This window comes from Enterococcus sp. 3G6_DIV0642 (genome assembly GCF_002140635.1).
Taxonomy (GTDB): Bacteria; Bacillota; Bacilli; order Lactobacillales; family Enterococcaceae; genus Enterococcus_D; species Enterococcus_D casseliflavus.
In genome coordinates, this window is the sequence record NZ_NGLH01000001.1 from 2,493,762 (window position 1) to 2,518,154 (window position 24,393).

The 24,393-nt window shown below is 38.4% G+C and carries 35 protein-coding genes and 1 tRNA gene; 13 read left to right on the plus strand and 23 right to left on the minus strand.

Features of this window, described 5'->3' with window-relative positions; genetic code table 11:
- Positions 1-123: 123 nt before the first annotated feature.
- From A5878_RS11925 to A5878_RS11940, 4 genes are all read right to left on the minus strand, one after another.
- The gene (locus tag A5878_RS11925; protein WP_086295623.1) at positions 124-456 is read right to left on the minus strand and encodes an HNH endonuclease; all 333 of its coding nucleotides are present in this window, start codon (positions 454-456) and stop codon (positions 124-126) included.
- A 228-nt stretch (positions 457-684) separates the two neighbouring features.
- Positions 685-1,173: a hypothetical protein gene (locus A5878_RS11930; RefSeq protein ID WP_086295624.1), complete on the minus strand. Its 489-nt coding sequence runs from the start codon at positions 1,171-1,173 to the stop codon at positions 685-687.
- Positions 1,174-1,338: 165 nt separating this feature from the next.
- Entirely contained in the window at positions 1,339-1,539 is a 201-nt protein-coding gene (locus A5878_RS11935) for a hypothetical protein (RefSeq protein WP_086295625.1), read from the minus strand.
- On the minus strand, positions 1,529-1,774 hold the full coding sequence (locus A5878_RS11940) for a hypothetical protein (RefSeq protein ID WP_086295626.1): 246 nt from the start codon (positions 1,772-1,774) through the stop codon (positions 1,529-1,531). The genes A5878_RS11935 and A5878_RS11940 overlap by 11 nt, the downstream gene beginning before the upstream one ends.
- 159 nt (positions 1,775-1,933) lie before the next feature.
- Between A5878_RS11940 and A5878_RS11945 the strand changes: the two genes are divergently transcribed.
- Positions 1,934-2,407 (plus strand): membrane lipoprotein lipid attachment site-containing protein, encoded by a 474-nt coding sequence (locus A5878_RS11945; protein WP_086295627.1) that lies wholly within the window; start codon positions 1,934-1,936, stop codon positions 2,405-2,407.
- Positions 2,408-2,934: 527 nt separating this feature from the next.
- On the opposite strand, the gene A5878_RS11955 is transcribed toward A5878_RS11945, so the two are convergent.
- On the minus strand, positions 2,935-3,114 hold the full coding sequence (locus A5878_RS11955) for a hypothetical protein (protein ID WP_086295629.1): 180 nt from the start codon (positions 3,112-3,114) through the stop codon (positions 2,935-2,937).
- A 132-nt stretch (positions 3,115-3,246) separates the two neighbouring features.
- Complete coding sequence (gene dcm, locus A5878_RS11960; RefSeq protein WP_256925788.1) at positions 3,247-4,050, minus strand: DNA (cytosine-5-)-methyltransferase; 804 nt, start codon at positions 4,048-4,050, stop codon at positions 3,247-3,249.
- Between the two features lie 132 nt (positions 4,051-4,182).
- Here dcm and A5878_RS11965 point away from each other — a divergent pair, with 132 nt between their 5' ends.
- Positions 4,183-4,659 (plus strand): hypothetical protein, encoded by a 477-nt coding sequence (locus A5878_RS11965; protein WP_086295630.1) that lies wholly within the window; start codon positions 4,183-4,185, stop codon positions 4,657-4,659.
- Positions 4,660-4,754: 95 nt separating this feature from the next.
- Here A5878_RS11965 and A5878_RS11970 read toward each other — a convergent pair whose 3' ends face one another.
- From A5878_RS11970 to A5878_RS17530, 9 genes are all read right to left on the minus strand, one after another.
- Positions 4,755-5,114, minus strand: coding sequence for a hypothetical protein (locus A5878_RS11970; RefSeq protein WP_373270293.1), 360 nt, complete (start codon positions 5,112-5,114; stop codon positions 4,755-4,757).
- Positions 5,115-5,161: 47 nt separating this feature from the next.
- Positions 5,162-5,458, minus strand: coding sequence for a MazG-like family protein (locus tag A5878_RS11975; protein WP_086295631.1), 297 nt, complete (start codon positions 5,456-5,458; stop codon positions 5,162-5,164).
- A 23-nt stretch (positions 5,459-5,481) separates the two neighbouring features.
- Complete coding sequence (locus tag A5878_RS11980) at positions 5,482-5,862, minus strand: hypothetical protein (RefSeq protein ID WP_228077428.1); 381 nt, start codon at positions 5,860-5,862, stop codon at positions 5,482-5,484.
- A 266-nt stretch (positions 5,863-6,128) separates the two neighbouring features.
- Entirely contained in the window at positions 6,129-6,629 is a 501-nt protein-coding gene (locus A5878_RS11990) for a Holliday junction resolvase RecU (RefSeq protein WP_373270294.1), read from the minus strand.
- Positions 6,604-7,011, minus strand: coding sequence for a hypothetical protein (locus A5878_RS11995; protein ID WP_086295633.1), 408 nt, complete (start codon positions 7,009-7,011; stop codon positions 6,604-6,606). Before A5878_RS11995 ends, A5878_RS11990 begins: the two co-directional genes overlap by 26 nt.
- A 14-nt stretch (positions 7,012-7,025) precedes the next feature.
- On the minus strand, positions 7,026-7,850 hold the full coding sequence (locus tag A5878_RS12000) for a hypothetical protein (protein WP_228077427.1): 825 nt from the start codon (positions 7,848-7,850) through the stop codon (positions 7,026-7,028).
- A 407-nt stretch (positions 7,851-8,257) separates the two neighbouring features.
- Complete coding sequence (locus A5878_RS12010; RefSeq protein ID WP_041120554.1) at positions 8,258-8,551, minus strand: hypothetical protein; 294 nt, start codon at positions 8,549-8,551, stop codon at positions 8,258-8,260.
- Positions 8,544-8,798: a hypothetical protein gene (locus A5878_RS12015; protein ID WP_086295636.1), complete on the minus strand. Its 255-nt coding sequence runs from the start codon at positions 8,796-8,798 to the stop codon at positions 8,544-8,546. Before A5878_RS12015 ends, A5878_RS12010 begins: the two co-directional genes overlap by 8 nt.
- Before the next feature lie 4 nt (positions 8,799-8,802).
- Positions 8,803-8,940: a hypothetical protein gene (locus A5878_RS17530; RefSeq protein WP_179190645.1), complete on the minus strand. Its 138-nt coding sequence runs from the start codon at positions 8,938-8,940 to the stop codon at positions 8,803-8,805.
- A 77-nt stretch (positions 8,941-9,017) separates the two neighbouring features.
- Here A5878_RS17530 and A5878_RS12020 point away from each other — a divergent pair, with 77 nt between their 5' ends.
- Positions 9,018-9,248: a DUF2188 domain-containing protein gene (locus A5878_RS12020; RefSeq protein ID WP_086295637.1), complete on the plus strand. Its 231-nt coding sequence runs from the start codon at positions 9,018-9,020 to the stop codon at positions 9,246-9,248.
- On the opposite strand, the gene A5878_RS17535 is transcribed toward A5878_RS12020, so the two are convergent.
- From A5878_RS17535 to A5878_RS12035, 3 genes are all read right to left on the minus strand, one after another.
- On the minus strand, positions 9,245-9,406 hold the full coding sequence (locus A5878_RS17535) for a hypothetical protein (RefSeq protein ID WP_179190646.1): 162 nt from the start codon (positions 9,404-9,406) through the stop codon (positions 9,245-9,247). The two genes, A5878_RS12020 and A5878_RS17535, sit on opposite strands and share 4 nt — an antisense overlap.
- A gap of 215 nt (positions 9,407-9,621) precedes the next feature.
- Positions 9,622-9,948 (minus strand): DUF771 domain-containing protein, encoded by a 327-nt coding sequence (locus A5878_RS12030; RefSeq protein ID WP_041120560.1) that lies wholly within the window; start codon positions 9,946-9,948, stop codon positions 9,622-9,624.
- A gap of 15 nt (positions 9,949-9,963) precedes the next feature.
- Positions 9,964-10,227, minus strand: coding sequence for a helix-turn-helix transcriptional regulator (locus A5878_RS12035; protein WP_086295639.1), 264 nt, complete (start codon positions 10,225-10,227; stop codon positions 9,964-9,966).
- 149 nt (positions 10,228-10,376) lie between these two features.
- On the opposite strand from A5878_RS12035, the gene A5878_RS17795 reads away from it, so the two are divergent.
- The 4 genes from A5878_RS17795 (at position 10,377) to A5878_RS12050 (ending at position 13,198) form a co-directional block, all read left to right on the plus strand.
- On the plus strand, positions 10,377-10,814 hold the full coding sequence (locus A5878_RS17795) for a helix-turn-helix domain-containing protein (RefSeq protein ID WP_086295640.1): 438 nt from the start codon (positions 10,377-10,379) through the stop codon (positions 10,812-10,814).
- Positions 10,815-10,822: 8 nt separating this feature from the next.
- The gene (locus A5878_RS17540) at positions 10,823-10,987 is read left to right on the plus strand and encodes a hypothetical protein (RefSeq protein ID WP_179190647.1); all 165 of its coding nucleotides are present in this window, start codon (positions 10,823-10,825) and stop codon (positions 10,985-10,987) included.
- 405 nt (positions 10,988-11,392) lie between these two features.
- A complete protein-coding gene (locus A5878_RS12045) occupies positions 11,393-11,962 on the plus strand; it encodes a hypothetical protein (protein ID WP_228077425.1) in 570 nt (189 codons plus the stop codon).
- A 102-nt stretch (positions 11,963-12,064) separates the two neighbouring features.
- Positions 12,065-13,198 carry a tyrosine-type recombinase/integrase gene (locus tag A5878_RS12050; protein ID WP_086295641.1) on the plus strand — a complete coding sequence of 378 codons (1,134 nt, stop codon included), beginning with the start codon at positions 12,065-12,067 and terminating at the stop codon, positions 13,196-13,198.
- Between the two features lie 142 nt (positions 13,199-13,340).
- Here A5878_RS12050 and A5878_RS12055 read toward each other — a convergent pair.
- Together A5878_RS12055 and A5878_RS12060 are read right to left on the minus strand one after the other, a co-directional pair.
- Positions 13,341-13,428, minus strand: a tRNA-Ser gene (locus tag A5878_RS12055).
- Between the two features lie 84 nt (positions 13,429-13,512).
- On the minus strand, positions 13,513-14,079 hold the full coding sequence (locus tag A5878_RS12060) for a TetR/AcrR family transcriptional regulator (RefSeq protein ID WP_010749693.1): 567 nt from the start codon (positions 14,077-14,079) through the stop codon (positions 13,513-13,515).
- 278 nt (positions 14,080-14,357) lie between these two features.
- Between A5878_RS12060 and A5878_RS12065 the strand changes: the two genes are divergently transcribed.
- The 4 genes from A5878_RS12065 (at position 14,358) to A5878_RS12080 (ending at position 18,347) form a co-directional block, all read left to right on the plus strand.
- Positions 14,358-15,116, plus strand: a complete 759-nt coding sequence (locus A5878_RS12065) for a threonine/serine exporter family protein (RefSeq protein WP_010749694.1) — start codon at positions 14,358-14,360, stop codon at positions 15,114-15,116.
- The gene (locus tag A5878_RS12070) at positions 15,113-15,583 is read left to right on the plus strand and encodes a threonine/serine exporter family protein (protein WP_060792515.1); all 471 of its coding nucleotides are present in this window, start codon (positions 15,113-15,115) and stop codon (positions 15,581-15,583) included. The genes A5878_RS12065 and A5878_RS12070 overlap by 4 nt, the downstream gene beginning before the upstream one ends.
- 188 nt (positions 15,584-15,771) lie before the next feature.
- The gene (locus tag A5878_RS12075; RefSeq protein WP_005229140.1) at positions 15,772-16,371 is read left to right on the plus strand and encodes a TVP38/TMEM64 family protein; all 600 of its coding nucleotides are present in this window, start codon (positions 15,772-15,774) and stop codon (positions 16,369-16,371) included.
- A gap of 173 nt (positions 16,372-16,544) precedes the next feature.
- Positions 16,545-18,347 carry a glycerophosphoryl diester phosphodiesterase membrane domain-containing protein gene (locus A5878_RS12080; RefSeq protein WP_060792516.1) on the plus strand — a complete coding sequence of 601 codons (1,803 nt, stop codon included), beginning with the start codon at positions 16,545-16,547 and terminating at the stop codon, positions 18,345-18,347.
- A gap of 61 nt (positions 18,348-18,408) precedes the next feature.
- On the opposite strand, the gene A5878_RS12085 is transcribed toward A5878_RS12080, so the two are convergent.
- From A5878_RS12085 to gdhA, 3 genes are all read right to left on the minus strand, one after another.
- Positions 18,409-18,618, minus strand: a complete 210-nt coding sequence (locus A5878_RS12085) for a hypothetical protein (protein ID WP_005229136.1) — start codon at positions 18,616-18,618, stop codon at positions 18,409-18,411.
- Positions 18,619-18,979: 361 nt separating this feature from the next.
- The gene (locus tag A5878_RS12090; protein WP_060792517.1) at positions 18,980-20,326 is read right to left on the minus strand and encodes a glucose-6-phosphate isomerase; all 1,347 of its coding nucleotides are present in this window, start codon (positions 20,324-20,326) and stop codon (positions 18,980-18,982) included.
- Positions 20,327-20,428: 102 nt separating this feature from the next.
- The gene (gene gdhA, locus A5878_RS12095) at positions 20,429-21,778 is read right to left on the minus strand and encodes an NADP-specific glutamate dehydrogenase (RefSeq protein ID WP_005229132.1); all 1,350 of its coding nucleotides are present in this window, start codon (positions 21,776-21,778) and stop codon (positions 20,429-20,431) included.
- A 160-nt stretch (positions 21,779-21,938) separates the two neighbouring features.
- Here gdhA and A5878_RS12100 point away from each other — a divergent pair, with 160 nt between their 5' ends.
- The gene (locus tag A5878_RS12100) at positions 21,939-23,201 is read left to right on the plus strand and encodes an NAD(P)/FAD-dependent oxidoreductase (protein ID WP_060792518.1); all 1,263 of its coding nucleotides are present in this window, start codon (positions 21,939-21,941) and stop codon (positions 23,199-23,201) included.
- A 136-nt stretch (positions 23,202-23,337) separates the two neighbouring features.
- Entirely contained in the window at positions 23,338-24,375 is a 1,038-nt protein-coding gene (locus tag A5878_RS12105) for a tagatose 1,6-diphosphate aldolase (RefSeq protein ID WP_005237193.1), read from the plus strand.
- Positions 24,376-24,393: the final 18 nt, after the last annotated feature.

The window sequence follows — 24,393 nt, forward strand, 5'->3', positions numbered from 1 at the left end:
GAGAAAAAATGTACAGTGACGGCGTGAAGCTCGGCCGCCAAGGTGGAGGGGTACCTATCCCCCCTTCTCTTTTCGCTTGTATCAGTTTTTAATTTCTTTTTGGTATGATTGTATCTAAATTTTTTAACCGCCATAAGACGCCCATTCAGTGCTTTGTGGAAGGTTTCTGTTACCTACAACTTTAGGCGCTTCATCTTTAACCGAGTAAAGTTTGTCAGACTTCTGTCTGTTGCAGGTCCAGTGAGCCAGCTGCAAGTTTTCGATGCTTGATGGATGACCACCTTTATTGATTGGTACAATGTGATCCACTACTGGACTCATAGGATGTGGTGCTTTTAGTGTTTTGTCAATAGGCTTACCGCAAATGCCGCAAGTGTTGTGAGTTTTAAGCAATACCTTTTTGTTCTTCTCAAAGGCTACCCGGTGGGGTCCTTGTCTGTCCGCTCTTAAAGCCATTATAAAGGGGTCCTTTCTTAGTGGTGGAGTACATTTAATACTCATAACAAAAAGACAGCACTAGCGAAATTTGATTTGAAGTGATTCACCTCGTTTCAAAACAATGGGCTGTCTTTCTATTTATTCAAAGAAGTTTTGCGATAAGGAGCTTTCCTCCATTCGGTTTATGATTATGTGAGTAGCCATAGACCGTCTCTCGTTTCTTCTACGCTATTAATATATTCCATATTAATCAAGTTTAAAACTAGAATTAGTAGTGCAACTTTTGTGCAACTTTTCTCGATGATCTTGCAATGATATCTTCATCTTCAACTTATTTTTGTTTAAAATATACTCATCGACAAAATCAATTGCTTTTCTTAATTCAGTATGTTTCTTTTGAATATACGATGTACTGTAGTTAAGATCTTCGGCAATTTTTTCTAAAGTCATCCCTTCAACATATTTCAAATACATTATTTGATTGTCTAATCCCTTAAACGACTTTATCAGTAGAACCATTTCATTTAGTTGATCTTCTAGTAATTCAATCTCTTCTTCAATTATTTGAAAATTCTCTTCTAAAGAAGCTGACCTTGAGTTTTTTTCAAGACGGACGTTTGCTAAATCACCACTGACCCATCGTTCCAATTCCAACCTACTCTTGTTAAGATTCCATTTCATGAAGAGAATCTGCTCTTCTAAATCTTGATAATTTTTAAGCCACTGAAATCTCACAAACGCCACTCCTTTTATGGTAAAATAATCTTGCGTTAGTCACTTTCCAAAAAGGAAGTGGCTTTTTTTATTTACCTTCCCTCTCGTCCATCTTTTTTCCAACAATTACTGCAACGACCATTATCATTACGAATCTTGTGAAACCTAAAACTGCAACTGTCATAATCAACCTCCACTTTCCATCGCATCTCGTACCAGTGGATCATTGATAATAATCTTGTACTTCATTTGCTCATGCTGCAGTTGTTCTTGTAACTGCTCAATCTGCTTCTGTTGATCCACAATTGTATAGGATAGCCAACTCAAGCCTGTGATTGTTAGCAGTATTGATACAATAGCTATTACTGTATACTGATTAACTTTCATTGGCTTGCTCCAATTCACTCAACACATAGTTGCTAAATACTTTTATTACTTGAGCAAACTCTTCGTCTTCAATCTCAGGGCCGTCATCCCGTGCAAAATAATCTTGTAAAGCTAGATAATAAGGATAGCCTTGATCCACTTTATGATTATGATAGAGTGTTACTAATAAACCTAGATGCCAATGTTGAGAGTCGTTTAAAGTTCCTTTTTTCGGTATTGGATCTTGCGTATTCATCTTATCCCTCCCGTTTGCTATCGCTGACTATTCTTTACTGTGTTTAATGAAATGACAATTCACTTCATTTACCGTTTCTAGCGCTAATTATTTACCAAGTTATTTCATTATGCTATCCTTAATTCAACATAAAAGCTTTTATATGAGGAGAATAAACTTATGAAAAAGTCATTTTTTATTTTAGGCTGTGTTCTGGTACTATCTGGATGTTCTAACAAAACGTCCGTCAGCACTGCTTCCGATTCGTCTGATACTTTACAAACATCTTCGACAACAATGGTTTCTTCTGCAACAGAATCACACGAAAATACTACTGAAGATTCTCTCGATAAATATCAATCTACATCGGAATCACAAGATAACACCCCAGCAAGTAGTTTTATTGAAAACTCTAGCAACCAAGAAACTTCAGTCCCTATGACAAATATAGAAGATGAATACTATCAACAAATTAAAGATGCTTGGCAAAAAGAGAAAGATTATATAGACTCTGTCACTGACCCAAAAGTAAAACAATCTTTACAAACTCCTTTTGCTGCTGCTAATGCCAAAGCAACTGAATTAGTAATGAATAATCCATCAGATGAAACAATTATTATGAACGCTTTGAAAAAAGTTGTAGATGATCAATAACGTTGTAAATAATCCTTATGAAACTTAAACTAGTTTTCGAACTAGTTTTTTTATTTCGTCGGATAGCTGACTAATCCACTATTTTCAAAGACTTATGTCCTTCACACGGTTGATTTCATTAAATTTAACAATTTAATATCCATAAGCTGGGAAAAGGTATTAAGGCAATTTGTGGTATAATTATTAATAAAAGGAGATAATTATCTTGAAAAAGCAAATAACATTAACCCTATCCCCATCCAACATAGATGGATTCGAAGTTTATCTCGAAGAATTTCAGAAAGGACTGCAAAATGACTTTGAGATCCTTCCTTTCTTTACCCCGAATGTTTCTTGTAATGTTTTTGCTACGTCGTGCAAGATGCACATAGCAACCCATTCAGTTGACAATTTACTTTTGATTGACGACCACATATTCCAAAATTATGAGTTTGAAAATGCAAAAAGAGAAATTAATCAATTTATTGATTCTAATTCAGAGGACAATTAATTTTGTCTTCTTTTTGTTTATTTTGGAGGATAACTGACTAATCCTCCAACTTCACAATTTCACGCCGTCTCTTCTTAAGTTTGCTCATTCTCGCAATACCAGTCGGCGTGCTATACCACAAAACAGTATCAATCTTGATACCTAGCCGTTTTGCCACTTCTTGCGGTGTTCCTTCAAAAACGAATTGATCTTGCTCATATACTACGTAAATTGCCATTGGACCACTCCTTCTTTAAATCAATACTTCGAAAAGACTCTCGAAGATCCCAACTTGTATACTATTGCCAGATTGCTTATACATTGGCATCCTAAATCTTCCGTTTCTTTCAACTGTTGAAGCCGCTGCAAATTAATCATCATCTGAATATCCTTGCAATCTCCAACATTCCAATTCAGTTAGATATCTATATCGATCGTTGCCACAGTCAATGACTTGTGCTGGTGTACGATCCTGTCGAGTTGTAATTGTGTAGGCGTATTCTTGAATCACCGTTGCTCGTTTGATACCTGTCTTTCCGATTACAGACAAGACACTAGGCTGCGTTACGTTGTAGATTGGATCGACCTGATCGTTATTAAGCAAGAACTTTTTGATGTCCTGCATTTGCTTGCGTTTCAGAATTCGAAAGTTGAAAGGCCCTTGATTAAGAATCGATATCGTGAATACACGCTGCCTTGCTTGTGGTAGACCAAAATCTCTTGCGTCCAATAATTCAAAACTATTTGAGTATCCAAGTTTCTCCATTTCATCAAGATAGCGATTAAAATTCTTTCTCATATGCTTATGCAGCACGCCTTTGACGTTTTCCCAAATCACAATTTTTGGCTTCCACCTTCCCATATCACGTATGATTTTAATGGTTTCCCACATCAAGCTAGACCTAGTTTCTGATCCTTCATCAGCACCTTTTTGATGTCCTGCTATAGATATATCCTGGCAAGGCGATCCGTGGATCAAAATATCTGGTTTGAGATTCCAATTAACAACTGATTGAGTCTTAAACGGTAACTCGTTTGCAAAGATAGCGTTGTAACTATCAACGGCCTTTTGATCTATCTCCACATAATCAATTGACTTTGTCGGTATTCCTAAATTTCTTAATGCAATTCGAGGGCTGCCAATGCCGCCGAAAAGCTCTAAAATTTGTAGCACTGGCTTCACTCCTTAAGTTGTTTATTTTGGTGGATAACTGACTATTCAAAAAAATCGGATTATCCTATAAAAATACATATTCAATAATTATTCTGTGCTATAATTCATTTATAAACTCAAAGGAGACATATTATGAAAAAAATTTTCCTATCCCTTATTGCTATTGGATTTCTTTCCGGATGCTCGGCAAGTAATAACGATACAAAAAATTCTTCAACGCATGAAAGTTATAAAGATTCTTCTGGTAGCTCCGTGAGCTCCACAATTATTAAGCCTTCGACAACAGTTTCAAGTTCTTCAATTACTAGACCTTCTACAACAGATACGAGTTCTTCAACAAGCAACTCAAATCATACAACGTCTTCATCAAGCCAAGTATCCCTGATCTCAAATGAAGAGGATGCAAAAGAAGCTATTAAGCAGAAATACGGATTTTCCGATGCGGACACGAGACTAACATTTTGGGAAATGATAGGCAGTGACTATCTATTTAAAGCACAAAGTGAAGCCGCCATTGCAAACGGAGGTACTGGCACATTAGGATTCTATCGTGTTGCTCCAGATGGAGAAGTGTATGATGCTGATTCAACTGGGGAAATCTATCAATGACTTTGACGGGTGCATTTGCACCTTTTTTTTTTGAGAACACGTAATTAACAATACCCGTTTCATTTTTCTTTTCCTAAAGTTAGTAGTATCTGTCATTAACGGACTACCCATTTTCTTTCAGCAGTACCGAACCATAGCCAATCTGTGTTGATGTTTAGATAGTTGTATACCAGATAAGCTAAATCTAATGTTCCAGCCCCTTCAGCATGACAATATTCTAAGAATTCACAAATTGCTGGAGCATAGTGTTCTGGTACTATAGCCCAATAATTCATAAAGCAAAGAAATTCATTTAGCTTCTGAATGTTTTCTGCTGTTTCAGGAATTAGAACACACTCTAATTCTTCTCTGCTGGCTGAACATTCCAAAACTTCAAACTGATTAAGAAATGGGATTACTTGAACTTCAAGCCTGAACATTTCATCTTTTTTGTTTTTGCATTTGGTTTGCATCAATCATTCTCTGTCCTCCTAGTTGGTAATATCTTCCGATTCTGGAATTATTACAGGTCACTGGACTTAACGAAAACACCATTGACCATCTTTCCAGTCCGTCCTTTGATTTCGTCATAAGCAAAATTCAAGCACTCGTATAAATCCATATCATTTTGCATTGCCAAGATGATCAGGGTTACTACTACATCGCCAATACCATCACGTAATGCATCTTGATCGTTTCTTGCTAATGCAGCTGCAACTTCACCAGTTTCTTCGACAACTTTCAACATTTGTTTGCTAGAATCTTTATCCAATCCTTTTTCTTTTGACCATTGTTCTACTAATTCAACTAACTCATTCATGAATTTCCCTCCAATTATTTTGATTAATCGTAATCAACCCCATCGTCAATGGTTCCACTCCAATCCTTATAACGGTAAGTCCTTCCTTGTTTATCTTCATGACCATAACGTAATAAATCGCTCATCGTTCGATTTGCTTTTTTGCACTTCCGACATACGTCTTTTCGAGTACCTGTGAAAATCACTTCGCCTTTGTATAGAACTTCAACAATTCGCAAATGGGATTGCTCCCCTCTCCAAAGTTCAACACGCAATGCTTCTCGCTCGTCCTCAATTAATGGATCAATCTCTCGATCATCAAGGTTAGAAAGGTAAAGCAATCGTTGTAGTTTTAAAGCCCGTTCTCTGTGGCGTTTCTTTTTCTCATGTTCTTTCTGCTTCATCGCCTGTTGATTCTGTTTCATGTTGATCACCTCCTGCATCTGCTGGCTTATACACATATTCATAAGGCTCCCACTTCTTATTTCCGAGAAGGCGATAGTACTTCCCTGCAAGTGTAATAATAAAATGATAGGTATCCGCCTTTTCCGGAACGTAACATCTTGCATAGTATTGACGGTAATTCTTGGGATTGTTAGAAAAATACTCAACCGTCCATCCTCGTATCTCGCAAAACATGGTGAACTCGACACGTGCTACTTTGAAACTGGTTATTCTTTCATCCACAGGATCACCAATTTGTCTTATTTAGAAAATCAATGTAGCCAGGCGTAGCAACCTGATATTCTTCCAACTCTTCTTCAAGAATGTACTGACGGTCATATTTTGCTTTCATATTCTGCCAATCACTCCATGGGATAAACCCAACGGTCTTTTTGATCATGCAACAAACACCTGCCATCGCTCCTAATTTTTGATGGAGATCCAACAAGGCCGCCTGATTTTGTGTGATCACTGATTTTTTTAATCGATCCGTTGTGGTCATCTTTGCTTCAAAAACAATGGCACGCCCATCCCATAGAGTTCCTTTGTAATCTGGTTGAGCTTTCCCGATTGGATAAACGATCATTCTGCCATCGCCGAGTATCTGCTTCACACGAAACGGTTCAGGCGTTTTTTCAATTAAAGCTATTTCTTTTGTTCTGTAGTACCAGCATCCTTGATCAATCATTTTTTCAAAGATATCGCCCAAATCATTGTTGACTCTATTTTGGAAATTTCTTGAAGACATCATTTCTACCTACTTTCTGCATTAGTTCAGTAATAAATCCTTCTTTGTCGTTTTGTCCAAATGTATCTAATGTTCTGCGGTAAATGCGCTCATAGTTTGCTTTATCTTCAAAGCAAACGAATTGTGAATACCGATCACTCTTAACTATTCCTGTATATGCTGACTGATCATTTAACTTGTTTGATGCAGCATCGCAAATTTGCTGATTTTGAAGAAATCGGATTTCCTTTTCTTCTGATTTGATTTCCAATGTTTTAATACATGGAGAAAATTTCCCTTTGTTTTGATCATCAATGTTTAATATCAAAAAAACTTCCTGCATCATGTCGATACAATCTGATTTATCAAAGCAGGCGACGAGATACGTTTGTTTACTTTCCATTTCTACCTCTTTCTCTATCCATCATCATTTCTGAACAGTTCGATTTTGAAATACCATCCACGATCCTCATCGTAAATTTTCAATATATCTCCTAAAATTCGGTATTGAGGAAACCTCTTAAGAATTTCCTCTGCTCCATCATCATTGGACATACCTAATTTATTTAGTTTTCTAAATGACCAATAATCATCATTCGTTGTTTCGTGTGGTTCTTTAAGGTTTCGACTCTTGGACCATCGCTTTTGACCTTTCTTCCACTGGCGATTTTCCCATTTCTCTTGACCAGTTAAATAATTGACCAAGCCTTGCATTCCATCTGAATCGTATTGAATGTTTTGCACTTGCCTTCGACCAAGAGGCTGCTTCTTCTTACCTCGCCCTTTAGACCAAACACTCTCGATTGCATCCCTTGATGGACCATTGTTTAAAACGATATGGTGATGGATTCGAGTGATATAGCCTACTTCCTCATCGTATTGATACGAGGTAAACCACATGTACTTGAGTTCGACCCCTTCTTTCTCATAGAGTCTTTTTAGTTTTTTCAAAGTGTTTTCTTGATCACGCTTGGCATCAGCAGGCTTTTCAGGTAGAAATTGATCAGAATAAGTGAAGGTTGCATAGTAATCTTTTTCTCCAAAGTTTGCATATAGAAACAAAGCAGCCTTTCTTTTACTTTGGGCTTGATTCCATCTTGCTTGAGATAAACCAGTGACTTTTTTTTTCCTACCTCTGGGTTCTCTGCATTTTCGTTCCTGCTCGATCGTCCTACTGTAAAGTCGGATTTCTTTATATGGTCCTGCTTCCACTCTGCGTTCTCTAACAAATGATTTCTTCATGACAAACACCCCAGAATTTTCTACGTCCGTTAAGTTAGTATCTAATACAAGGACGATAAAACGCCGAAATAGTAGCGTTTTTTGCAAAAATAGTCTGAGGATGGTATACTTATCTTGTCGGAGATAAGAAATACCATTCTCAGAAGTCGCCAATTTGGCGGCTTTTTTTATTGTTCTGAAAACTGGAAAAGAACCTTTTCTTCGGTTGGTTTTCCCAGATGAAAAATATGATGATACAATGTCCTTCCACGCAGCTGAAACGTCTCTACTCTGCCTCGCTCAGTTTTCGCTTCAATACTGTATACATAATTCTTTCCACGTTTCCTCATACGAACTTGCATGACAATTGCAGGCATTTTTTCCAAGTAATCGATCGCCTTTGATAACATCTACATCACCTGCAGCTTTCACTCATCTTCGAACAAATTTATCTGTCCAGAATTATTGACATCAATTGGATAAACAACTGGTTCCAATTCTCGTTTCGGTAATCCATGATTTGATTCTGCATCGATGGTAATTCCTCGATGATCACTAGTGACTTTGATTCCAACCTTTATTGAAATCGTGCGTTTTGCTTCAATGTCCTTTTGAGTATCCTGTAAATCGGCAGTAATTGTTCGAACTTCTGCATCTAGCAAACTGTTGACTTTTGCCATCAACTTATCGGCTAACGTTAGGGCTAACTTGTCGTTATTCATATTGAATTCCTCCTTTACTTACTAAATCCGGTAGCAACTTAGGGATGGCCATTTGTAACTTTTGAAACTGATCATCTGAAACAACAAAATATAAAGCAATCGCAGGTGTCTCATCGCTATCAAATGAACGATCCTCTACTTCACATGTCGATTCAAACTTATTCCAGATAATCGACTTAATTTTTTGAGTGTATGGCTTAACATACATTCGATTTGTAGTGAAAATAATTTCTCTTTCTTTAAACATCTAGTTACCCTCCAATCATTAATAGGAAACAAATAGCTAACAAAATACCGTTTAACAATAAGCTGGCATAAGCAATCCCTTGTAATTGACGTGCTTTATACAAAGGATTGTCATGGAGCGTAGCTAACCATTTTTTATTCATATAATCTTTCCTTTCTGTTGTATAATTTCCTTATCAGTCAGTGGTCGGCTGAAATAATTGATGAGGGGGTGAGATTTGTGGGTAAAAATCAATGGGTATCTCCTAGAGACGGAAAATGGGCTGTACATGGTGAAGGCAATTCCAAAGATACTAAAATTTTTGATAAAAAATCGGATGCTGTTGAGTATGGTAAAAATATTTCTAAGAATCAGCAATCTGAATTCATTGTCCAAAAAAAGAATGGCCAAATTCAGTCAAAAGATAGTTTTGGAAATGATCCTATACCTCCACGTGATACAGAACATTAATCATATTTAGGAGTAATGCGAACTCGAAAACCCTCGCTTGGTTCAATATCATTTGCCGTGATAACCGCGATTGTTTTCGGGTTATTTTCACCTGTTTCAACAACAATTTTCGTGTATTCTTCCAGAGTTGGTACATTTAAATTATTTTCCTCATTCATTGTCCTCTCACCTCAAATCTATTTGCCGATTCAATCGATTCTGATAAATCAACTCTTGAAAACTTCGGAGTTCCCGAATCGATAAATCTCGTTGTGTTTCAGTTAGTTGTACTTTCCGATCATTAAGTTGATCGTGTAAGCTTCTGATTTTTTCTTTGATAAGATTATGTATCAATAGTTCTTGGGATAGTGTGTATTTCATTTGAATTATCCTTTCAATCTGACATGATATTTGCCCAGTTTTCTTGCAAATACTTCGCCATTTCTAAAGCATTGAATTTCCAAGGATTCCCTTTGCCTTTTGAGTAACGAACAAAACCGCCGTTCCTGACATCTAGTATTTCTCTGTTTGGATAAAGAATTTTTTCCTTTATCCAATCTTCGTCAGTAGTTTGCAGCCGTTCCTTAAGATCATCCATTGTCCATGTTTGACCCATCAAATCTTTTTTCTTTAATGATTCATATTCTTCAATTTCCACAACTTTTAAATGTGAAGGTATTAAGATTTGAATCGGTGTATTGATTTCAATGGTTTGAGACATAGTGTTTCTCCCTCCCTAATTTCTTTGTTTGCTTTTGAAGGTCAAAATGATTGATTTCTTTTTATCTTGCTTATGTACGAAATTTTCGTATTCGTTACCTAAAAAAATTTCATCATACTTGACACCGAAAGCATCAATATATTTCCTAAGCAAACTATCTTTTATTTTTAAAGAGTCTTTTTCCATATTTTGAATAGTTCTTGAAGTAACATCAAAAAGTTCAGCTAGCTCTTCCTGAGTCAAACTATGCATCACTCGCAACTCTTTTAGGGTCTTCATCCAACTTCCTCCTCATAGTTCTGTATTTGATGAGTCAAATATAATACGATTTTTTCGTATTGTCAACAAATAAATTCGTAATTTTCGTACTTATATATTTACTTTGATTCGATTTTTTCGTATAATATGAAATATAAAGAGGTGAGAACATGGATGACAAACAAAGGAATATCATTATTGCAGCAAATATAAAAAGTTTTATTAGAAAAAATAATATAACCCAAAAACAGTTAGCTAAAGAAATTGGGATTTCTCCATCAACTATGAGTGACTATATGAATTTGCGCTCTAATCCATCTCATGGAGTTATTCAAAAAATCGCTGATTATTTTGGGATTATGAAAAGTGATATTGACACTACTTACAAAGAAAGCAAGTCTTCAATAGATTCTATTTACAGCCAGTTGAATATGGATCGCCAAAAAAGAGTATATGATTTTGCTCAAAATGAACTCAAAGAACAGAAAAAAGAATTATTCACAATCGCAGCTCACTCTGACGATCCTAATAGGAAGTTATCTAAAAAAGAATTTGAAGATCTAAATCTATATTTAGATGAGGCAGATAAAAAATTTGATGATAAGTAGGGTTGCAGATGGATGATTTTGAAAATCTTTTAAACAAGGTTACGACTGAAATTCCAGTTATAGAATTACCTTTAGAACAGGACACTGGATATACAGGTCTTTATAGAAACAATCGGATATACTTAGATAAAAATAAATCAAGTAGAAAAAAGAAGGTTGTTTTGGCTGAATAATTTGGTCACCATAAAAGAACTATTGGAAATATTCTTAATTATAAAGATCCCGAGGCTTGGAAAGAAGAATGGAAAGCTAGAAGATTTGGTATTGAAATTCTGATCACACTTGATGATCTCTTAGACTGTGCTTTGAATGGATGCAACAACATTTATGAATGCAGCGAACACCTAAACGTAACTCCCGAATTTTTTGAAGATACTCTCATTCACTATTTCAATAAATACGGTAAATACCATTATCATCGCAACTATAAATTTACATTCGACAATGAGTTTATATTCGTGGAACCTATTAAAATTTTTGGATAAACAAAAAATCTTTTGGAAGTTCCCGCTCCCAAAAGATCTGCTCATTTCTGAGACTGTACAAATATATTATATCAAAGAAATGAGGAAAGAAAAATGGCAAAAAGAGTTAGAGGCGAAGATGGTAAAATGTACAAGGTTAAGAAACCATTCTACAAAAGGGTTTGGTTCTGGATTTTAGTGGTAATTCTAGTTGCTGCAGTTGGGGGATCTATTGGAGGTAATTCTAAAGATAAAGCCTCTTCTGCAAACACAACGACTAGCTCAAAAGAAGTAACTGCAACATCAGAAAAAACATCAGATATAGCTTCATCAGAAAGCCAAGCTCCTGTAGAAGATAATAAAAGTGCTGATGAACAGTATCAAGCTATTTTAGACGAATACACACAGAAAATTAAAGATGCAGCACCAAAGTTAGTTGATGAATACAATGCTGAATATCCAAATAATCAAAACGGAGTAGAAGGATTAGCAGAACTATCCAATGATAAAATAAGTAAGTTGGCTGAAATATCTAATGAAGGAATACAGGAAATGGCAAATGTTCATTTAACTAGCGGATCTGGAAATTATGAAGATTACGAAGATTGGGCTACAAAACTAACTGATGTCTATATGGAACAAGCAGAATTAATTACCGATGCATATATGACTTCTGCACAATAAAAAAAAGCGCTCCACCGACCAAAGCGAGAGCGCGTAAAACAAAATAAACACAAAGCTTATTTAGTCAAGCCTATTGTAGCAAAACTAAGGAGTTGAATCAATATGGCTAGTATTCAAAAGAAAGATAATGGATGGCAGTATCGTGTTTCTTATAAAGATACTGATGGTAAATACAAAACAAAAACTAAAGGGAAATTCGCTACAAAAAAAGAAGCTCATTTAGCCGCAGCTGCTATTGAAAAAAAACTAACTGAGGGGTTTAAAATTTCTGATGCTGATCAAGAATTTCCTGTCTATTTTCGAGAATGGTATGAAGTTTATAGAAAAGGAAAATTTTCAAAAGCAAATGATGCTGATATAGAAAAGTCTATAAAATTTGCGGAAGTAAATTTCAAAGGAATAAAACTTAAAGATTTGAATAGGAAAATTTATCAACAGAAGTTGAATGAATTTGCTAAAACAAGACGATCCTCCACTGTCTCAAAAATTCACATCTATATGAAAGCAGCGATCCAAGATGCACTGCAAGAAGGAATTATTTTTAAAGACCCTACTTATAAGGTTTCATCTCGTGGTGGTATTTCAGATAAATCAGATAGAGATAAATTCCTAAACTACAATGAAACCAAAAAACTCACAAATTCTTTGATTGATGGCATCAAGCCAACCTACGTATCTAGATATATGATTCTTTTAGGTATTGCTACAGGAATGCGATATGCGGAGATACTTGGATTGACTTGGAACTGTATAGATTTTGAAGATAAAACTGTTAGAGTTGAGAAAACATGGGACTATGTATACAAACAAGACTTTTCAAATACAAAGAATTACCAATCAATGCGCCTTATTACTGTTGACGACTTCACTCTTGACCTTTTAAAACAATTAAAGAAACATCAACGTGAATATTATTTTGGTAGGATACTAAAGAATGAGAAAAATCTAGTTTTCCTAAATGACGATATGGAGTTGATATCAAACTCTGCAGTAAACAAAACGTTGAAGAAACATCAAAAGAAAATTGGAATAGATCAACCGATAAACTTTCATGGACTTCGACATACACATGCATCAATACTTATCTATCAAGGTGTTAATCTAAAATACGTTTCCAGACGTTTGGGCCATAAAAAAATTGAAACGACATTAGGTATTTATCAGCATATTCTTGATGAAATGGAACAAAAAGAGTCTCAAATCGTTAGCACGACAATGGGTGAGCTGTTTGCATGAATCCATATTCTCGTGCAAAATTGGTGCAAAATCATTCTATTTTCTCTAGTTTTCTTCCACTTTCTTACATTTAAAAAAATGCAAGAACCCTTGATATATAAGTATTCCTTATATAATCAAGGGTTCTTCTGGTTTCTTCATAAGGAGAGTACAGGATTTGAACCTGCGCGCCGGGATGAACCGGGTCGGCGGATTTCGAGTCCGCTGCATTACCACTCTGCCAACTCTCCATAACAGTTATTTTCGCTAGTTTTATTAAAAATGTCAAGAAAAATCTGCACCCAATAAGTAATGGGATGCAGATTTTTTGTTCTTTAATCGAAGATGTAGCTATCTTTCTTTTCGATTACGCCTTCAATGGTCTCGTTGATGATTTTGATGATCTGGTCATCGGTGGGTGTGATGATACCCGCCGACATTAAGGAAGCCAAACCAGTCACAACGATCCATGCGCCATTATGTAGTGCATTTACCGCATCTTCTGAAAGATCCGCATATTTTTCTTCTGATTTGATCAAGGATTTGAAATAGGTCGATGAAAAATCATGCATCAATTTCCCACCGCCATAGTCGTCGATAAAAAGGGCGATGTAGAGATTGTGCTGCTCTTGAGCGAAGCGTATATAATTCAGGCCTAAATCAACAAGTTTGTCTCCTGTTCGAACAACTGGAAAAACATTTTCCGATAAATCTTTGAAAACAGCCTCCACCAAGGTATTTTTTAAGTCCTGCATATTTTCGAACTCAAGATAAATCGGTTGAGTAGAAATTCCCATGTGCTTAGCGATATTCCGGGCCGTAAAATTGCCAAAACCTTCTCTATTGATCAGTTCATAAGCGGCCTTCAAAATGTGTTCTCTTGTATAGACCTTCCTTCGCATCAATAAATCCCCCTTTTTATATTTATTTAATTGTAACCGAGATATTCATTTTTTTAAAATAAAACACTCCATCCGTTATCTTATTTCTATTCACTTTGTTCATTAAAAACGAATGTTTACTAATTAAAAGAAGTGCTTCTCCTTTCATTTATCACAAAAAATCCTACGCATTGGCTGCTAGTTATTTTTCAAATCTACTTTTCTTCCTTGTTGAAAACTCGCTGAAATTGTACACTAAGAATGTAGTGCGCAAATTCGATTGAAAAAGGAGTTTGGAAATGGCTGAATCAAAAGAGCTATTATTGGAGACCTGTTTGTTGGCAGGAAAAATCATGATGGAAAACGGCTCGGAAGTCTATCGAGTGGAAGATACAATGAATCGAATTGCAGCAAATGCCGGAGAGCAAGGCAGCATTAGTTATGTAACAGCAACTGGACTTTTTATGGGCTTACGCAGTAGCCACTATGCACAAGTAGAAAATGTTCATGATCGAGTCATCAATCTCGAAAAAATTGTTGCCGTCAACGGATTGTCTCGTGCCTATGCTGAAAAAAAAATCTCGTTAGTGGAACTGCACGAGGCATTAAAAAAGGTCAATCCAACGACACCAAGTTTTCCTTATTGGCTGCAGGTGTTTAGTGCGGGCGTGGTCAGCAGTACTTTAATGATTATTTTCGGCGGTGCTTGGTTTGATTTTCTAGCAACGTTTGTCATTGGCTGTCTAGGATTTTTATGCGCCTATTGGGTCAAAAAAGTCATCGATATCCGCTTTTTGGATATGTTTTGCGCCTCTTTACTGATCGGTACTTTGTCTCTTCTGGCGGTCTCTCTTCATGTCGCACAAAACGTCGATAATTTGATTATCGGTGCCGTCATGCCCTTAGTTCCTGGTGTAGCGATCACCAATTCCTTTCGGGATATTTTGGCAGGCCATCTCATCAGTGGGACTGCTCGGGGAACTGAAGCTATTTTCACAGCTGCCGCGATCGGTGTTGGCATCGCCACGGTCTTCACCTTATTTGGAGGGATCTCATGACGATTTTTATTCACCTTTCCTTTAGCTTTTTAAGCACCGTGACCTTTGGTATCTTGACCAATATTCCTAAAAGAGCCTTAGTTGCAACAGGCATCGCTGGAACGGTTGGCTGGATGATCTATTGGTCATTGAAAACGATTGGCTACGGTCTAGGCAGCGCCAACTTCTTAGCCGCATTTGCCGTCGGTTGCGTCAGCATCTTTTTTTCCCGCAGAAAAAAAATGCCCATGATCATTTTTAACATTCCTAGCCTCGTTCCTCTCGTACCGGGTGGTCCTGCCTACAAAGCCGTTCGAGAATTCGCTTTGGGCGACAACTTTGTCGGCTTTGAAAATCTGATGATCGTTGTCATCACCGCTGGGGCGATCGCTGGAGGCTTCATGATGACGAGTGTGGTTGAAAAGATCGTGAATCGTTGGCAAATCAAGCGAACGAAAAAACATCCCTCAGATAAAAAAATCTCCTGAAACTATTGGTGCGCAGAAACTATAAATTTTTCTTATTTCAGACTTTAGTACAATGTTTTCTTTTCGGACTTCTTTTATAATAAAGGCATACCTTACAAAACTGTTTGACGTTTGTCATTTGTTTTACTGGATTTTTCTGGTCTCACCCCGTATAGTGGGATTATGAAACATAAAGGAGATGAAGTCCTGTGAGCATAGCAACTTCTCGTCGTATCATTAATACGATTTCTATTATTGGCTTAGGTTTATCTATCGCATTAACGATCTATTTTATCAATCTAGGTGTTTTCAAAGACATTAATGCACTGCGAGGTCTAGTTGGAAATTCCGTTATCTTAGGACCAATCGTCTTTATCCTTTTGCAGATCTTGCAAGTAGTGATCCCGATCATTCCCGGTGGTGTCTCCAGCGCTGCAGGTGTCTTGATTTTCGGTCCTTATCTAGGATTCGTTTATAACTATGTAGGAATCAGTATTGGTTCTGTCATTATTTTCCTGCTAGGCCGACGATACGGTAAACCATTCATTTTAAGTATGATCAGTGACAAAACTTACGATAAATATATTGGCTGGTTAGATAACCAAAGCCGATTTGAAAAACTTTTCGCCCTTGCAATCTTTCTACCAGTCGCCCCAGATGATGCCCTTTGTCTAATGGCTGGCTTGACCAACATGACAGTGAAGAAATTTACGCTGATTATTTTGTTGGCAAAACCTGCTTCAATTTTCTTGTACAGCATGGCTTTGATTTATGGTGGAACATTCTTAACTGGTTTGTTAGGCGGATAAGAAAAATAGGTAAGAAAAACGATCAATTCATTGAGCCGAACATGAAGGAGCTGCTTTTCATACAGGGATCTATACCTGTGGCGAATGTGCTTCTGAAACTGTTCGACTCTTTTTTTTCCGCCTTTCTAGAATAAATAGGAACTAAAATACTTACTTTTGTTAGGATGACGACCATGAATTATTTAAAAAACAGCTTAGTCAACACTTGGGATTTTTTGAAAGACAGCAACGCCTACTTCCGTGATGTGTTACTGATGCACGGTGCTTTATTGTTCTTAGTGATCCCAATCTTATCGGCTTCCACCAAGTTCGTCTTAAAACGCGGGGGCTTGCCTTACCTTTCTTTTGATAATATCGGCAGTATCTTTACCGACCACCCAGTCGTGCTGCTCTCATTAACACTGATTTTACTTTTGATTTTATTAGCTGTCTTTTTTGAGTTTACTTTTTTGCTGCTAAGTGTCTATTTTATTAAAAAGAAACAGCCGATCAGCTTGCGGCAATTGTTACGGATGACTGTTTTGCAGTTGCGTAAATTACGGCCGATGACCTTTTTATTTTTCCTGTTTTACTTCTTACTGATTTTACCGATCGGTGGGTTGAGTTTTAATTCTGATTTACTCGCAAAAATCAAAATTCCCGCATTTATCATGGATTTCATTTTTGCCAACCGTGTCTTGATCATCGGGGCAGTGCTGTTGGTTTATGTTTTGTTGATTTACTTGGGGATTCGCGTGATCTTTGCCTTGCCAGAAATGATATTACGTGATCTGCCCTTTCGAAAAGCCATCAAAGAAAGCCTCCAAGTAACAAAACGCCGTTTTTTTGCCATCGTTGGACAATTTGTCTTTATCGGCGGTAGCATTTTGTTGATTTCGACACTAGGCTTCACTTTGCTGATTACCATTCAGGCGGTGATTGAAGTTGTTACACCGGACTATGCGTTGTATAGTGCTGTTTTTATTATGACTTTCTTGCAGTTTATCTTGTTACTGAATGTCATTTTATCGACGGTAGCCATTTTTTACATCATCGTTGATTTCATGGATGATGAAGGCTTTTTACCGGAGATTCCTTCATGGTTCCACCAAGAGCCATTGAACCAGCGTCATTTCTTAGGTCTAAAAAGTTCGTTGTTTACCTTGGTAACGGTGCTTTTCGGTGTCGGTGTTAGTCTATATAATATGAACTATCTGACTTCAGCTGCTTCGATCCATCCGGTAACGATCTCCCATCGAGGGGTCAGCGACGGACAAGGGGTCCAAAATTCTCTTGAAGCACTACGCTTTACTAGCGAGAAGTATCAACCGGATTACGTTGAAATGGACGTCCAACAAACAAGCGATGGTCATTTTATTGTTTATCATGATTTTTCTTACCGTCCGTTGACAGGTGGTCAGGGAAAACCAGAGCAATTGCCTTTGAGTTACGCCGAATCACTGACGGTTTCGGAAAACAACCAGACAGCACGTATTCCAACCTTTGATGAATACTTGGCACTTGCCAACCAATTGGACCAAAAACTGCTGGTGGAGATCAAAACGCAGCGAAAAGATACCGCGGAACTTGTAAATGCCTTTTTAGCAAGATATCAAGAGGACCTCCTTGCAAATGGGCATATTATGCAAAGTCTCTCCTATACAGTTGTTGAGGAATTAAAGGCTCAGGCGCCTCAATTGATTTCAGGGTACATCATGCCCTTCAATGTCGTGGGACCACCACTGACCAGTGCTGATTTTCTGACGATGGAATACAGTACGATCAACCGCAACTTCATCGCTTCTGCCCGAACCGATGGCAAGGAAGTGTTCGTTTGGACCCCCAATGATGCGGATACTATCAGCCGGATGCGTTTTTACGGGGTGGACGGGATCATTACTGACCAGATGGAGATCTTAAATGAAGAGTTGAGTGTGACGGAAGAAGATATGACTTATTCAGACAAACTATTGAATTTTGTGATCGGCGTTGGCTGATTTCACACGAAGAAAAATGCTGCTCACGGTGTTCCGTTGAGCAGCATTTTTTGCTAGTTGGTTAGGCAACGTTCGTTTGCGTACAAATTTTATTGAAACTGACGATCATTCGACGATTACAAGCTTCTACTTGTGCTTGATCTTCTTCTTCATAACTTGAAACGACGATCAACGCCGTATTTACGTATAGTTTTTCCACCACACCAATCACAGGCTTGCTCGCCCCGACAGGTTGGCAGACATATTTTTCACCGATCGTAATATTCTCCATATCCTCACCTCAACCGTTTTCTTTCTTAAAGATATAATAACAAAAAAGCATCAAATTGAAAACGTTTTATTTCAATTCATCACGCATTTGTCACCAAGAAATGACAGTTTCGTTCGTTGAAACCCACTGCTTTGTTCGTGCGACTTCTTAAAAAGCATTTTATACTAAAGGAAATCAAAAGGAGATGAGTCAAATGCCAATTATTCAAACCTGTATCTTTGGACTATTGTCTGCTGCGTTGCTTTGGGGATTAAAAGAAGACCGCTGATTTATTGGCCCAACGATCTAGTAACACAACAAATGCGAAAATAAAACAACGCCTTGAGCCAATCAGACTGGCTCAAGGCGTTTCTTTATCGAATTATAGACGTTCGTTCAATTCTTTTGCAAGATCTTCAAAACCTGGTTTGCCAAGTAAGGCGAACATATTTTTTTTGTACGCTTCAACTCCTGGTTGGTCAAATGGGTTCACGCCATTTAAGTAGCCAGAAATACCCACAGCGATCTCAAAGAAGTACATGGTGTAACCTAACGTGTATGCATCCATTGTAGGAATTTTTACTAACAGATTTGGTACATCCCCATCTGTATGTGCAAGTAATGTTCCTTCAAAGGCTTTCGTATTAACAAAATCAACTTCTTTTCCTTCTAAGTAGCCAAGACCATCAAGATCTGCTTCTTGTGTAGGGATCGCAATTGATTTGCGTGGTTTTTCAACTTTAACAACTGTTTCAAAGATATTGCGACGGCCTTCTTGGATGTATTGACCAAGAGAATGCAAGTCTGTCGAGAAGTTTGCACTTGAAGGATAGATCCCTTTTTGGTCTTTTCCTTCAGACTCGCCGAATAATTGTTTCCACCATTCTGAGAAGTATTGCATGCCTGGTTCGTAGTTGATCAGCAATTCGGTTACTTTGCCTTTACGATAAAGGATGTTACGCATTGCTGCATATTGATACGCTTCATTTTTTTCAAGGTTGTCACTTGCGTAAGCATCGCTAGCATCTGCTGCCCCTTGCATCAAGGCATCGATATCCGCTCCGCTGGCAGCGATTGGTAATAAACCAACAGCAGTCAATACAGAGAAACGGCCGCCGACGTCATCTGGAATCACAAAGGTTTCCCAGTTTTCAGCATCTGCTTCAACTTTTACTGCACCTTTCGCTTTATCCGTTGTTGCGTAGATGCGTTTGTTGGCTTCTTCTTTGCCGTATTTTTCAATCAAACGTTCTTTGAAAACACGAAAAGCGATCGCTGGCTCAGTAGTTGTTCCTGATTTTGAGATCACATTCACAGAGAAGTCACGGTCACCGATGATTTCGATCAAATCTGCTAAGTATGTTGAAGAAATCGAATTACCTGCAAAAAAGATTTGTGGTGCTTTGCGTTCTTCATTTGGTAGCAAGTTAAAGAAAGAATGATTTAAGAAATCAATCGCTGCTTTCGCTCCTAAATAAGATCCGCCGATCCCGATCACGACTAATACTTCAGAATCAGATTGAATTTTTTCAGCCGCTTTTTTGATGCGCGCAAATTCATCTTTGTCATAGTTTTTAGGAAGGTCGATCCAACCTAAAAAGTCGCTACCAGCACCTGTTCCTTCGCGTAATTGTTTGTCTGCTGCTGTAACTTGACTTTGCATGTAGCTCAATTCGTATTCGTTCACGAATGGTGCTACTTTCGAATAGTCAAACTTGATGTGTGACATGATTTGTCCTCCTTGAAAAAATAGTTTTTCATACACTACCTACTTTACGTTTTTTTTCAACTTTTTTCAAGTAATTCCTGATAGGTAGCCTGTTGGGTGATTTTAGACAAGTCCTTGAGCAAACATTGCTTTAGCAACTTTTTCAAAGCCTGCGACGTTCGCACCTAACATAAAATTATTTTTTTGTTCGAAGGTTTCAGCAGTATCACGGCATGCTTCATAGATCGACTTCATGATATCGTCCAATTTGGCATCGACTTCAGCTTTTTCCCATTGCAGTCGTTGGGAGTTTTGACTCATTTCTAACGCAGAAACGGCTACGCCGCCAGCATTGGCTGCTTTTCCTGGGCAGTAGAAAATTCCTTCTTCAATAAAATATTCTGCTGCTTCTAATGAGCTAGGCATATTCGCGCCTTCAGAAACGACCCGGACACCATTGGCTTTTGCACGTTTGGCTTGTGAGAGATCAATCTCGTTTTGTGTCGCGCAAGGAAAGGCTAATTCCGCTGGTGTATCAAAATCCCAGACAGATGCCCCTTCATGATATTCGGCTGATGGACGTTCCTTGGCGTAAGCCGTCAACCGTTCACGCTTCACTTCTTTGATCTCTTTTAACAAGGCCAGATCAATGCCGTCTTTATCATAGATAAAACCAGAGGAATCAGAACACGTGACAGGGATCGCACCTAATTCTTGCAATTTCTCAATTGCATAGATCGCAACATTGCCGCTTCCAGAAACGATCGCTTTTTTGCCTGCAAAGGTTTCACCTAGGTCTGTCAATAAATGCTTAACGAAATAAACGGCGCCATAACCCGTTGCTTCTGTGCGGTTTTTACTGCCCCAGAAGTCTAATGGCTTACCAGTTAAAATACCAGCATCGTATTGTTTCAATCGTTTGTAGGCACCAAACAAATAGCCGATTTCTCGGCCTCCGACACCAATGTCGCCAGCAGGAACATCTAAGTCAGGTCCGATATGTTTTGACAGCTCCGTCATAAAGCTTTGGCAAAAACGCATCACTTCGGCATCTGATTTTCCTTTTGGATCAAAATCACTTCCGCCTTTGCCGCCGCCGATCGGCAGACCTGTCAAGCTGTTTTTGAAGATTTGCTCAAACGCCAAAAACTTCAAGATACTCAAGTTTACACTTGGGTGAAAACGCAAGCCGCCTTTGTAAGGCCCCATTGCCGAGTTGAATTGAATCCGATAGCCACGGTTTACTTGCCAGTTGCCTTGATCATCTTGCCACGGGACTCTGAATTGGATAAAACGTTCTGGTTCAGTTAAGAGTGCAAGGATATTTGATTCAATATATTCTGGATGCTCCTCTAAAAAGGGAACGATCGTAGGCAAAAATTCATCAATTGCTTGAAGAAATTCCGGTTGGTGTTGGTCTTTCTCATGAATCTTCGCTTGAATTTCTTTCACGTAAGCTGAAGCTTTGGTCATAGTGCATTACCTCCTTTAAGATATTTTCTATTTTAAAGAAATTTTCTGAAATTGCACGCTTTTTTTTAGAATTGTCAGAATTTTTTATTATTCGAAAAAAATCGACCAATCCTTTCAGCACTCATAGCCGATGTGTTACAATCCCAAAGAGGTGAAAAGAATGGAAAAAACCTATGATGTCATTGTTGTTGGTGCAGGTACGAGCGGCATGATGGCTGCGATCACTGCTGCCAAACAAGGTGCGCGGGTGTTATTAATCGAAAAAAACAAAAAAATCGGCAAGAAATTATTGATGACTGGCGGCGGACGCTGCAATGTAACCAATAATCGGCCGGTAGATGATTTAGTTGCTCATATTCCAGGAAACGGCAAGTTTTTGTATAGCACGTTTTCTCAATTCAATAATTATGATGTAATGGCGTTTTTCGCAGACTTAGGTGTCGTCTTAAAAGAAGAAGATCACGGACGGATGTTCCCTGTGACGAACAAATCAAAAACCATCGTCGAAGCGTTGCTTCAAGCAATCAACGATCATCACGTCACCCTATTGACGAACACGGTCGTCACAAAGCTGATCCATGACGGTATTCAAATTCGCGGCGTGCGAACCGAAACCGATGAGTTCTCTGCCCCTAGTGTGATTTTGACGACAGGTGGCCGCACCTATCCTTCCACGGGCGCAACGGGGGACGGCTATAAGATGGCAAAAAAAGTCGGCCATACCATTACGCCACTTTATCCAACCGAATCGCCGCTTGTTTCAGAAGACTCCTTTATTCAAGAGCGGACGTTGCAAGGCATTTCCTTGCAAGACATCACGTTGAGTGTCTTGGATCAAAAAGGAAAGCCCATCGTCGCCCATACCATGGATCTTTTGTTTACCCACTTTGGGTTATCTGGTCCAGCTGCTTTACGCTGTTCCTCTTTTGTAAATCAAGAATTGAAAAAGCAACAACCCGTGACGGTTGTTCTGGATTGTCTGCCAGCAAAATCCCATGAAGCCTTGACCCAGGAATTGATTCAGTCTGCAGCTTCGAAGAAACAATTGCCGAATGCTTTAGCTGGCTTTTTGCCTGAGCGCTTGATGACCTTCTTTTTGCAGCAGCTAGACCTGCATGAGCTGGTTGCTGAAAAAGCCTCACCAGAACAGTTGGCGGCGCTCGCTTCCTTGATCAAAGGCTTTTCAGTCACTATCGTTCGCACGTTCCCGTTAGAAAAGTCTTTCGTGACTGGTGGCGGGGTCCATCTGAAAGAAATCAATCCAAAAACCATGGAGAGCAAGAAAATCAACGGCTTGTATTTTGCTGGTGAATTATTGGATATCAATGGGTATACAGGTGGTTTCAACATTACAGCAGCGTTTTGTACTGGACATGTTTCAGGGAAAAACGCAGCAGAAACAGCTAGTTATTTCAGTTATTGATCGATGACTCAGGTGTTTGCAGCAATATCCTTGCCGTTGCTACCAACACCTGGGTCTCCTCTCTTTTTGCTTATTAGTTGGGTTTTTCTCAAAGTAGGCGTAGACTAAAGATAGCAAGATCGAGGGAGGGTTTTTAATGAAACGAATTTCAAGAGGTAAATTTGAACGAATGCAAAAACTTTCAAATGAGGATGGTGTGATTGCCGCACTAGCGATCGACCAACGTGGTTCCATGAAAAAAATGATGAAGGCGGCAACTGGACCGGATGACTTTACGATGGAACACATTTATGAATTCAAGCAGTTGGTTTCCCAAGAATTGACCAAATATGTCAGCAGTATTTTGTTAGATGAGGAATATGGCTTCTTAGGGATCGAAGCAAAGAATCCCAATGCTGGCTTGATCCTTTCCTATGAAAAAACAGGGTATGATGTCAATACGCCGGGTCGTTTGCCAGAAATTCTACCCAATGAATCGCTGCAGCGCTTAGTGAAAAAAGGGGCAGATGCTGCAAAAGTCTTGGTTTATTATAATCCAGATGAACCGCAAGAGATTTTAGATACCAAACATGCGTTTTTAGAACGTTTAGGTACGGAGGCACAAGCGGCCGATATTCCGTTATTTGTAGAGCCAATCGTTTACGACGATGAGATCACAGATGACAAATCACCTGCTTTTGCCAAGATCAAACCGAGCAAGGTCATCCGAACCATTCAGGAACTGACGAAAGATCACTACCATATCGATATTTTGAAAGTCGAAGTACCGGTTCAGTTCGACTTAGTTGAAGGTTTCCAAAAAGAAGGCTTAGAGGCCGTCTATACGCAAGAAGAAGCCGCCAATTACTTCAAAGAAGCTAGTGATGCTGCGACGCGACCATTTATCTATTTGAGTGCGGGTGTCCCAGCGAATGTCTTTCGCGATGAATTGACCTTTGCTGGTCAACACGGTGCTAAATTCTCAGGGATCTTAGGTGGACGAGCAACTTGGCGCGATAGTGTGGAAATCTATGGGAAGCAAGGCGCCAAAGCATTACTGGAATGGCTGGACACCCAAGGGAAAGAAAATGTTGAAGAATTAAACGCCATTCTAAAACAATATGCCACTCCGTGGTTTGACTTTTATGGTGGTTTAGAAAATATTGAGGTTTTCGATATTGAAGTAATGGAATAAAATAGTACAAAATAATCC

Excerpts from the sequence above, each read along its gene's own strand:
- A5878_RS11925 (WP_086295623.1), bottom strand. The coding sequence starts at position 456 with ATGGCTTTAAGAGCGGACAGACAAGGACCCCACCGGGTAGCCTTTGAG.
- A5878_RS11935 (WP_086295625.1), bottom strand. The coding sequence starts at position 1,539 with ATGAAAGTTAATCAGTATACAGTAATAGCTATTGTATCAATACTGCTA.
- A5878_RS11940 (WP_086295626.1), bottom strand. The coding sequence starts at position 1,774 with ATGAATACGCAAGATCCAATACCGAAAAAAGGAACTTTAAACGACTCT.
- A5878_RS11945 (WP_086295627.1), top strand. The coding sequence starts at position 1,934 with ATGAAAAAGTCATTTTTTATTTTAGGCTGTGTTCTGGTACTATCTGGA.
- A5878_RS11955 (WP_086295629.1), bottom strand. The coding sequence starts at position 3,114 with ATGGCAATTTACGTAGTATATGAGCAAGATCAATTCGTTTTTGAAGGA.
- A5878_RS11965 (WP_086295630.1), top strand. The coding sequence starts at position 4,183 with ATGAAAAAAATTTTCCTATCCCTTATTGCTATTGGATTTCTTTCCGGA.
- A5878_RS11975 (WP_086295631.1), bottom strand. The coding sequence starts at position 5,458 with ATGAATGAGTTAGTTGAATTAGTAGAACAATGGTCAAAAGAAAAAGGA.
- A5878_RS11980 (WP_228077428.1), bottom strand. The coding sequence starts at position 5,862 with ATGAAACAGAATCAACAGGCGATGAAGCAGAAAGAACATGAGAAAAAG.
- A5878_RS11990 (WP_373270294.1), bottom strand. The coding sequence starts at position 6,629 with ATGTCTTCAAGAAATTTCCAAAATAGAGTCAACAATGATTTGGGCGAT.
- A5878_RS11995 (WP_086295633.1), bottom strand. The coding sequence starts at position 7,011 with ATGGAAAGTAAACAAACGTATCTCGTCGCCTGCTTTGATAAATCAGAT.
- A5878_RS12000 (WP_228077427.1), bottom strand. The coding sequence starts at position 7,850 with ATGAAGAAATCATTTGTTAGAGAACGCAGAGTGGAAGCAGGACCATAT.
- A5878_RS12010 (WP_041120554.1), bottom strand. The coding sequence starts at position 8,551 with ATGAATAACGACAAGTTAGCCCTAACGTTAGCCGATAAGTTGATGGCA.
- A5878_RS12015 (WP_086295636.1), bottom strand. The coding sequence starts at position 8,798 with ATGTTTAAAGAAAGAGAAATTATTTTCACTACAAATCGAATGTATGTT.
- A5878_RS17530 (WP_179190645.1), bottom strand. The coding sequence starts at position 8,940 with ATGAATAAAAAATGGTTAGCTACGCTCCATGACAATCCTTTGTATAAA.
- A5878_RS17535 (WP_179190646.1), bottom strand. The coding sequence starts at position 9,406 with ATGAATGAGGAAAATAATTTAAATGTACCAACTCTGGAAGAATACACG.
- A5878_RS12030 (WP_041120560.1), bottom strand. The coding sequence starts at position 9,948 with ATGTCTCAAACCATTGAAATCAATACACCGATTCAAATCTTAATACCT.
- A5878_RS12035 (WP_086295639.1), bottom strand. The coding sequence starts at position 10,227 with ATGAAGACCCTAAAAGAGTTGCGAGTGATGCATAGTTTGACTCAGGAA.
- A5878_RS17795 (WP_086295640.1), top strand. The coding sequence starts at position 10,377 with ATGGATGACAAACAAAGGAATATCATTATTGCAGCAAATATAAAAAGT.
- A5878_RS17540 (WP_179190647.1), top strand. The coding sequence starts at position 10,823 with ATGGATGATTTTGAAAATCTTTTAAACAAGGTTACGACTGAAATTCCA.
- A5878_RS12045 (WP_228077425.1), top strand. The coding sequence starts at position 11,393 with ATGGCAAAAAGAGTTAGAGGCGAAGATGGTAAAATGTACAAGGTTAAG.
- A5878_RS12050 (WP_086295641.1), top strand. The coding sequence starts at position 12,065 with ATGGCTAGTATTCAAAAGAAAGATAATGGATGGCAGTATCGTGTTTCT.
- A5878_RS12060 (WP_010749693.1), bottom strand. The coding sequence starts at position 14,079 with ATGCGAAGGAAGGTCTATACAAGAGAACACATTTTGAAGGCCGCTTAT.
- A5878_RS12065 (WP_010749694.1), top strand. The coding sequence starts at position 14,358 with ATGGCTGAATCAAAAGAGCTATTATTGGAGACCTGTTTGTTGGCAGGA.
- A5878_RS12070 (WP_060792515.1), top strand. The coding sequence starts at position 15,113 with ATGACGATTTTTATTCACCTTTCCTTTAGCTTTTTAAGCACCGTGACC.
- A5878_RS12080 (WP_060792516.1), top strand. The coding sequence starts at position 16,545 with ATGAATTATTTAAAAAACAGCTTAGTCAACACTTGGGATTTTTTGAAA.
- A5878_RS12085 (WP_005229136.1), bottom strand. The coding sequence starts at position 18,618 with ATGGAGAATATTACGATCGGTGAAAAATATGTCTGCCAACCTGTCGGG.
- A5878_RS12090 (WP_060792517.1), bottom strand. The coding sequence starts at position 20,326 with ATGTCACACATCAAGTTTGACTATTCGAAAGTAGCACCATTCGTGAAC.
- gdhA (WP_005229132.1), bottom strand. The coding sequence starts at position 21,778 with ATGACCAAAGCTTCAGCTTACGTGAAAGAAATTCAAGCGAAGATTCAT.
- A5878_RS12100 (WP_060792518.1), top strand. The coding sequence starts at position 21,939 with ATGGAAAAAACCTATGATGTCATTGTTGTTGGTGCAGGTACGAGCGGC.
- A5878_RS12105 (WP_005237193.1), top strand. The coding sequence starts at position 23,338 with ATGAAACGAATTTCAAGAGGTAAATTTGAACGAATGCAAAAACTTTCA.